This is a genomic window from Skermanella sp., assembly GCF_059503625.1.
The window spans coordinates 1-8543 of sequence record NZ_JCACHA010000838.1 but is presented as its reverse complement, the minus strand read 5'-3'; the positions used below and the strand labels follow the sequence as shown (position 1 = coordinate 8543).

At 62.9% G+C, this 8543-nt stretch carries 6 protein-coding genes and 1 pseudogene; 6 read left to right on the top strand and 1 reads right to left on the bottom strand.

From position 1 onward, the window contains the following. Positions 1-590, bottom strand: a pseudogene (locus AC5JJ6_RS30305) (hypothetical protein); the annotation flags it as partial. A 284-nt stretch (positions 591-874) separates the two neighbouring features. Here AC5JJ6_RS30305 and AC5JJ6_RS30300 point away from each other — a divergent pair. The 6 genes from AC5JJ6_RS30300 to AC5JJ6_RS30275 form a co-directional block, all read left to right on the top strand. Next, positions 875-1366 (top strand): response regulator, encoded by a 492-nt coding sequence (locus AC5JJ6_RS30300; RefSeq protein WP_496045626.1) that lies wholly within the window; start codon positions 875-877, stop codon positions 1364-1366. 117 nt (positions 1367-1483) lie between these two features. Beyond that, positions 1484-2551, top strand: coding sequence for a sugar ABC transporter substrate-binding protein (locus tag AC5JJ6_RS30295; protein ID WP_496045625.1), 1068 nt, complete (start codon positions 1484-1486; stop codon positions 2549-2551). A gap of 13 nt (positions 2552-2564) precedes the next feature. After that, positions 2565-6089, top strand: a complete 3525-nt coding sequence (locus AC5JJ6_RS30290) for a response regulator (protein ID WP_496045624.1) — start codon at positions 2565-2567, stop codon at positions 6087-6089. 99 nt (positions 6090-6188) lie between these two features. Next, positions 6189-7331, top strand: a complete 1143-nt coding sequence (locus AC5JJ6_RS30285) for a succinylglutamate desuccinylase/aspartoacylase family protein (RefSeq protein WP_496045623.1) — start codon at positions 6189-6191, stop codon at positions 7329-7331. An 81-nt stretch (positions 7332-7412) separates the two neighbouring features. Then, positions 7413-7760 (top strand): ArsR/SmtB family transcription factor, encoded by a 348-nt coding sequence (locus tag AC5JJ6_RS30280; RefSeq protein WP_496045622.1) that lies wholly within the window; start codon positions 7413-7415, stop codon positions 7758-7760. Between the two features lie 238 nt (positions 7761-7998). Then, the coding region (locus tag AC5JJ6_RS30275) for an N-formylglutamate amidohydrolase (protein ID WP_496045621.1) at positions 7999-8543 on the top strand (545 nt) is incomplete at its 3' end.

Genomic DNA, 8543 nt, shown 5'->3' with positions numbered 1-8543 from the left:
GCCCCGCCGCACAAAAGCGAAGCTAGAACTACCGTCAAGAGGCCAGGTTTCCGTTCCAGCCTCTCCAATGCCAGCAGGGGAAGCCAGACCGCCGCAAACAGGACGGCAGGACTGTTCAGCAGATAGCCGTCGCCCTCGGCCATGGCGAAACGGCCGACCTGATGGAATGCCAATCCGGGCCACCACCAGCGCAGGCTGAACAGAACGCCGGCCGCCGCCAATCCCAGCGGCAGCATCCGCCGGCCGAATGCCGTGCCGGGCACCAGCAGGACGGGAAGGAACAGAAACACGAGCGGTACGACATCCCTGTAGATATCCTCGCCGCTCGCCCCCGACAACACTCCGCGCAGCAGCGGAAACCAGAGCAGATAATTGAAGGCCATCGTGCCTGCCAAGTCATGCAGGCGCGCGCCCGAATCGCGCAGCAGGGCGCCGGTGCCGACAAGCAGCGGGCGACCAAGCCCGGTGGCAAGAAGGAGCCCGCTGCCGACAACTGCCTCCCCCCAGCCCAGGCGGCCGGGTGCCGGCATTCCAAACAGTCCATAGAACGCCAGAGCCAGCATCAGCCCGCCCGTCCTGACGGAACTCATGAATATCCGGATAACCTTCGGGTCCAAATCGCGGGTCCTGACTTCGTACGACCGTACCGCCGGCACAATGGGCGCGACCGGATCGCGGCATCAAGCCGTCGCACGGACCAGCGGCGTCCTGTCTCAGGCATGCCGGAAGCGCATTAAGACAAAGTTGGAAAACGTAAGGTATTTTGCGAAAAAGACGCTGCTTCGTTCGGCCATATCTCCGGAATGACACCAGGATGGGACGCCTGGGGATCCAGCTCGCAGCTATCATCCAACCGCTCGTAAAGTGCTCTCCCATGTCCGCTGGATCAAAGCTCGAAGATCTCACCGTGCTGGTCGTCGAAGACGACGGTTTCACCCGATCGCTGATCCTCTCGATCCTGCGCGGGCTGGGGGTCAGGGCGGTGTTCGAGGCGCCGGGAGCCGGCCCGGCGCTCGAACTGCTCGGCACCACGGAGATCGACGTCATCCTTAGCGACATCGAGATGGAGCCGGTCAACGGTCTGGACTTCCTGAGGCATCTGCGGTCCGGCACCCGCCCTGCCGGAGTGGTGCCGCCGCGTGCTCCGCCATCGCAGACACCGGTGATCTTCCTGACCGCCCATGCAAAGGCGAAACTGGTCGAGCAGGCGCGTGCCGCCGGCGTGTCCGCCTTTCTGACCAAGCCGATTCGGCCGGCACTGCTGCGCGACCGCATAATGTCGGTCGCTTCGCAGATCCGGCGGACACCGCCGAACCTGCCGGGTTCCGCTGCGGCCGGAGCCGAGCGCCTAACCGAAACATCATAGGCTTATTATTAACCTCTCTGGCCGATCATGAGGCTCTACCGCTCCGTTCCCCATCAGCGCCGCGGCAAAAGGCCAAGCGACCGCCGGACGGAAAGCCACCGCAACGGAGTTTCGACGATGTCCGCTTCAGCCCTCTTGCTCCCGCAGGGCCATCCGACGCTCCGGCCGGCCGGCATGGGTTTCGGCAGGGCATGCGTCAACCTGTTGCTCGGTATTCTGGCGATTGTCTGGCTGGCCGCCTGCGACGACCCGAAGCCGGTCCAGAAGGGCACCGCAATGGTCGAAGGCGCGGCGAAATCCGAACCTGCCGCCGTCCCGGCGCCGAAGCGCAGGCAGATCGCGCTCGTCATGAAGACGCTGACCAACCCCTTCTTCGTCGAAATGGAGCGAGGCGCCCGCAAGGCGGAAACGGAACTGGGCATCGAACTCCTGGTCAAGACCGCCGCCCAGGAAACCTCGATCGAGCAGCAGGTGGCCATCGTCGAGGAACTGGTCCGGCAAAAGGTCGATGCCATCGTCATAGCTCCCGGCGACAGCGTCAAACTGATCCCCGCACTGAAACGCGCCCAGGATGCCGGTCTGGCAGTCGTGAACATCGACAACCGTCTGGACGGCGATTTCTCCCGTACCCTGGGCCTGCGCACGGTGCCGTTCATCAGCGTCGACAACGAACAAGGCGCCTTTCTTGTGGCCAGTGCGCTGACCAGCGGAGTGACGGAACCGTCGAAAGCGGCCCTGATCGAAGGTATCCGCAGCGCCTCCAATGCCGAATCCCGCAAGGCCGGAGCCTTGCGGGCGTTTTCCGGCAACCCCGCCGTCACCGTGGTGGCGCAGGAGTCCGCCAACTGGAAGATCGACGAGGCATATGATGTCGCCAAGGGTCTGTTTGCCCGAGAACCCGGCATCACCCTTCTGTTCTGTGCAAACGACATGATGGCCCTGGGAGCCGCCCGATACATACAGGAAGCCGGCTTGAGCAATGTCAGGATCGCGGGCTTCGACGCCCTTGCCGACGCCGTGGAGGCAGTCAAGCAGGGCACGCTGACCGCGACCGTCGACCAGCAGGCCGGCCGGCAGGGATATCTCGGCGTGGTCTACGCCAACCGAATGATCTCGGGCGAAACGATGCCGCCCGAAACCATGGTGGATGTCCGCATTCTGACCACGCAGCCGGCCAAGCCGTGACGGTGCGATGCGAGTGCCCCGGCTGAAGTTCAATATCACTCTCAGGTTCATCGCCTATCTGGCAATCCTGAGCTTTCTGCCGATCCTGGCGATCGGTATGACCGCGATCGAAGTTTCGCGTTCCATCCTGAAGACGGAGGCAAGCTGGCACGCCGCCCAGCAGGTCGGCAGCCAGCAGGATTACCTGCACGTCCAGATGGATCAGGTCGAAAGCCTGATCGCCAACATATCCAACGTCGACGCCATAGCCGAGGCCCTGAGCCAGACGGGGCAGCCGCGCGACAGCTTCACCAATCTCGCGACCCAGGCCAGGATCGGGTACATCCTCAACAGCTACCTCAACATCAAGGGGCTAGTGTCGATCGAGATATTCACATCCGAAGGAAACCACTATCACGTCGGCGACACACTGGATGTCGGGCATCTGCGACAGGATGTCCGGCAGCGGATCTATGACGGTGCACTAGCCAGTTCGAGCATCGTCCACTGGGCCGGTATCGAGGACAACGTCAACGCAAGTTCCAGCCACCGGAAGGTCATCGCGGCCGCCAAGGTCATACGCGGATTCGACCGGCAAACGCTGACCGAAGTTCCGGTTGCGCTCCTGATCGTCAACTACAGCGTCGATCTGCTGTATCAGCACTTCCATGGCAGCGCGACGGAGGACGCGTCGCACCTCCTGGTCGTCGATGCCGCGAACCGGATCATCTATCATCCGGACAGGCAGCTGATCGGGGAGCGCCTCAGCGCCTCTTTCGCCGAAGGTTTCGCCGGGCAGTCCGGCAGCTTCACGCATCCGCTCGACGGCCAGCCCGTGGTCGTCACATACCTGCGCTCGGACCGGAGCCAGTGGCTGGTCGCGGAGGTGGTCGAACTCGAATCCCTGAACCGGCATGTCGGCACGATTTCCAGGGCGACGGCCGCGGTGATGGTCGTCTGCCTTGTCATTGTGCTGCTGGCGGCCATGTCCTGGTCGCGCAGCATCGTAGCCCCGATCCGGCGGATAACGTCCCACTTTCAGAGCCTTCAGGACGGCACCGCCCAGCATGCGGACCGGCTGCCGGTGATGGGCAGCGGCGAAGTCGCCGACCTGACACGCTGGTTCAACGCCTTCATGGAGGGACACGAAGCGCGGCGCCAGTCGGAAGCGGCCCTTCGGGAAAGCGAGCAGCGCTTCAGGATTCTCCACGAGGCGTACTTCACCGGCATCGCGATCCATCAAGGCGGCATCATCCTGGAGGTCAATCAGGCCCTGTGCGTCACGACCGGCTTCAACTACGACGATCTGGTCGGGCGCAGCGTGCTGACCCTGATCGATCAGGCCGACAGGGCACGAGTCTCGGGCGCCGTGCTCGACGGATCGAGCGATCCTTGCGACGCCACGGGCCATCGCCGGGACGGATCGGGCTATCCGGTGGAACTTCGGTCCCGGACCATCCCCTTCCGGGGCATCGACGCCTGTGTCACCGAGATCCGGGACATCACCGAGCGAAAGCGCGGCGAAGCGGAGTTGCAGAAGGCGAAGGAGGCGGCCGAGATCGCCAATCGCGCCAAGTCGGAATTCCTGGCGACCATGAGCCACGAAATCCGGACGCCGATGAACGGCGTCATCGGCATGACCGGCCTGTTGCTGGACACCAAGCTGGAGGAAGAGCAGCGGCGCTTCGCGGAGATCATTCAGGAGTCGGGTGAAGCCCTTCTCACCATAATCAACGACATCCTGGATTTCTCCAAGATGGAAGCCAACCGGCTTACGCTCGACGACATCGACTTCGAGCTGCTGCCGCTGGTCGAAAGCGTACTGGAGATCCTGGCTCCGCGCGCCCATGCCCGGAAGATCGAGATGGCCTATCTCGTCCCGCCGGAACTGCACGGCGTCTTCCGGGGCGACCCCGGACGCATCAGGCAGATCCTGCTCAACCTTGCGGGCAACGCGATCAAGTTCACCGAAGTCGGCTGGGTATCGCTGGTGGCCAGCAAGGTTGCCGAAGACAAGGGCACGGCGACGATCCGCTTCGAGGTGACGGATACCGGCATCGGAATTCCCGCGGAATCCCTGCCACGCCTGTTCACCATGTTCACCCAGGTAGACTCGTCGGCGACACGCAAGTTCGGCGGTACCGGACTGGGACTGGCGATATCGAAACGCCTGATCGATCTGCTCGGCGGCACCATCGGCGTGCGGAGCACGTATGGCAAGGGCAGTACCTTCACCATCGACCTGCCCCTGAAGCTGGCACCCGACCATTCCGGCCGCAACGCCAAGCGCAACATGATCGAAGTGACCAGCAAGCGGGCGCTTGTGGTCGACGACCTGCCCATCAACCGGGAGCTGCTCAAGCGCCAGTTGGAAGCCTGGGGCATGACGGTGGATACCGCTGCCGACGGACCTGCCGCACTTGCCATGCTGGATGCCTCGGCAGGCTCTGGCCGCACATACGATACCGTGATCCTGGACCAGATGATGCCAGGAATGGCCGGCCTGGAAGTGGCGCGTGCGATGAGGGCCAAGCCCTGGTCCGCAACGATTCCGATCATCCTGGCATCGAGCGACGGATCTGAGGAACTGCGGCGCGAGGCTCAGAAGGTCGGCATCACGGCGACCGTCATGAAGCCTATCCGATGCCATTATCTGCTGGAGCATCTTCGCCGCTCGACCGACCTGCCGGAACTGCCTGCGAACGCGCCGGCAACGTCCGAAGCATCGGCGAAGGCCGCCCCGGCCCGCCTTCTCACCATCCTTCTCGCTGAAGACAACCTGATCAATCAGCAGGTGGCGGCGCGGCGCCTGCAGAAGCTCGGACATACCGTCGACATCGCCAACAACGGCGCCGAAGCCGTCAAAGCGTTAAGCGGGAAAAACTACGACCTGATCCTGATGGACGTCCAGATGCCGGAAATGGACGGCTTCGAAGCGACCGCCGCCATCCGCGCCCTCCCGGGCGAGAAACGACGCATCCCGATCATCGCGATGACGGCGAATGCCCTGCCATCGGATTGCGAGCGGTGTCTGGCCGCCGGCATGGACGACTACATCGCCAAGCCCGTCCATCAGCGTATCCTGGTGGACCTGATCGAGAAATGGGGAGCGATAGGCTATGCGGGATCGCATTCCCCATCGGTCCCGGCAATCGCAGCGGCTGAAACGGAAGTGGATCTTCTCGATCCCGACGGCATCACGGAGATGGTCGATGTCCTTGGCCTGGAGGCGTTCCGCGACCTGAGCAAGCAGTTCTTCGACAGCCATGGCGCCACGGCCGGCGACTTCCGCAGTGCAGCCGCCGCCGGCGACTTCAAACAGGTCGGCCGGCTGGCCCATTCGCTCAAGGGGGCTGCTTCCAACCTCGGCCTGGCGGTGCTGGCGGATCAGGCGGCATCGCTCCGGCTGGCCGAGGACGAGAATGGCGAAGGTCCCGGAGGCCCGGCGAACTGGAATGAGAAGTTCTCGACCATCGAAGCCGTAGCCGAGGCGTCGAAGCGGCAGTTGTTCGCCTTCCTGGACCGGATGCCGAACGAGAGAGAAAGCATAGCCGTCTGACCGGTGGCTCCGGTGTCGTCCTTCCTGCCATTTCTTCCTTGTGCAAGAATGGCTTTGGCCGTTTAGATGCGGGTTACCGAACCCGGAAACGGACACTCTATGGCCAAGACCGTCGTCGCACTGCCGCTCCCCTCGCAGCATCTGGGGACTGCGCGCACCATCACCGTCCACCGCTACGGCAATCCCGCCGGACGGCCGAAGGCCTACATCCAGGCAGGCCTCCATGCCGACGAAATTCCGGGAATGCTCACCGCGCACCACCTGATCGCCCGCCTGGACGAAGCCGACCGGCAGGGCGCCATCAAGGGCGCTATCGTCGTCGTACCGGTCGCCAATCCGATCGGCCTCGACCAGTATGTCGCCGGCCGCCTGTATGGGCGAAGCTCCCTTGAGCACGGACAGAACTTCAACCGCGGTTTCGCCGATCTCGTGGACTCGATCGTTCCCAGGCTGGAAGAGCGTCTCGGTTCCGATGCGGCCGGCAATGTCGCGGCGATCCGCTCGGCACTGCTCGATGGCCTCGCCGATCTGCACCCATCGAACGATCTCCATGAACTGCGGCGCACGCTGCTGACCATGGCGATCGATGCCGACTTCGTGCTCGACCTGCATTGCGATCTCGAATCGCTGATGCACATGTATACGTCGGACGAGCTGTGGCCGGAGGCGGCCGATCTGGCATCCCAATTGGGGTGCAGGGTCGTGATGCTGGCCGGAGACAGCGGCGGCGACCCGTTCGACGAGGCCTGCTCGATGGTATGGTGGAAGCTGAGAAGCCATTTCGGCGACCGGTTCCCGATCCCCAATGCGTGTCTGTCCGCAACGATCGAGCTGCGGGGAAAATCCGACGTGGAAGACGGCAGCGCAGCTTCCGACGCCGACAACCTGTTCCGTTTTCTTCAGCGCCGCGGTCTCGTAGCCGGGCATCCCGGTCCGGTTCCCCCCCTCAGATGTGCCGCCACGCCCTTGTCCGGAGTGGATCGTCTGATCACGCCGGTACCGGGTGTCCTTGCCTATCGCCGGCAGATCGGCGACTTGGTGCAGGCCGGGGAGGTGATCGCCGACATCGTGGACCCGACGGCGGAAGACCCCAGAACGGCCCGTACGCCGCTGACGACCCGAACTTCCGGTATCCTGTGGTCGCGCAACCAGACGAAAATGGCGGTCGCCGGAGAGTCGGTGGCGGCGGTTGCCGGCGCCGAACCGCTGAGCGGCCGCAAGTGGTCGCTGCTGGTGGATTGACGATGCCCCTTGAGCAGGGCTTGATAGTCGGTCACCATCTACTGATCTTTGTGGTTTAACTGCCCCGAATCGGACCAGAGCATGTTGAAGCATACCTCCGCCAAGGATCTGCCGGCCCATATGCGCCTATCGGAGGACCAAACCACCGAACTGGCGGACATGTTCCGGCTGATGAGCGACCCAAGCCGGCTCAGGATCATTCTCGCATGCCTGGATACACCAGTTTCGGTCGGCGACATGGCGAACCAGCTTGGCCTGTCGGCTTCGCTGGTCAGTCATCATCTGAGGCTTCTGCGGGCGGGACGGCTGATCCAGGCGGAAAGACGCGGTAACCGCGTCTTTTATCTGATCACCGACGAGCACATAAGGCGCGTCCTATCCGACATGGTCGATCACGTAGCCGAAAGTGTACCCGACCTGGAAGCCTGAAGAAAACTGTTAGTTACCAAATAATCGTTTGCCATCATGGTCCCGCTACTTCCGCTCCTCAGTGTTCTGGGTGCGGTGCGGCACTCAACCGCGTCATAAAAGCGACATATCGTTTGACGCCCGAACGATCTTCGGTGATAGTTCGATGGTTATAGTGCCGATCGTGATCGTTGAGCTGCGATCACACACCCAGTACCTCGGCTGCACTCGACGCAGCCTATGAAGGCATGAGGATCAGATGGAGTCATTCCGCTTCCAGCCCGGCGAAACGCCGGTCCTAATCAGCCTCCCCCATGTTGGCACCGACATTCCGCTGGACATAGCGGCATCGATGACCGACGCAGCTCATGAGGTCGGCGATACGGACTGGCATCTGGACAGACTGTACAACTTCGCGCCGGCCTTGGGTGTTGGCTTTCTCGCTGCTACGCAGTCGCGCTACGTCATCGACCTCAACCGCGATCCAAAAGGGCACGCGCTGTATCGCGGCGGCGACAATACCGAGCTCTGTCCAACGACGGCCTTCAACTTTTCCCCGCTTTACCGCGAAGGATGCGAACCGGACTCGGTCGAAGTCCGCCGCAGGCTGAACACCTACTGGCATCCTTACCATCGCCAGCTCGAAGCCGAACTTGCCGTACTGAAGGAGCGGTTCGGCCTAGCGATCCTGTTCGATGCTCACTCGATCAAATCCACCGTGCCGCGTCTGTTTCAAGGACAGCTCGACGACTTCAACCTTGGAACCGCCGACGGCACCAGCGCCAGTCCGCATCTGTCCGGCCG

Bases quoted from the DNA above. Each gene is read 5' to 3' on its own strand.
- AC5JJ6_RS30300 (WP_496045626.1), top strand. From the start codon at position 875: ATGTCCGCTGGATCAAAGCTCGAAGATCTCACCGTGCTGGTCGTCGAA.
- AC5JJ6_RS30295 (WP_496045625.1), top strand. From the start codon at position 1,484: ATGTCCGCTTCAGCCCTCTTGCTCCCGCAGGGCCATCCGACGCTCCGG.
- AC5JJ6_RS30285 (WP_496045623.1), top strand. From the start codon at position 6,189: ATGGCCAAGACCGTCGTCGCACTGCCGCTCCCCTCGCAGCATCTGGGG.
- AC5JJ6_RS30280 (WP_496045622.1), top strand. From the start codon at position 7,413: ATGTTGAAGCATACCTCCGCCAAGGATCTGCCGGCCCATATGCGCCTA.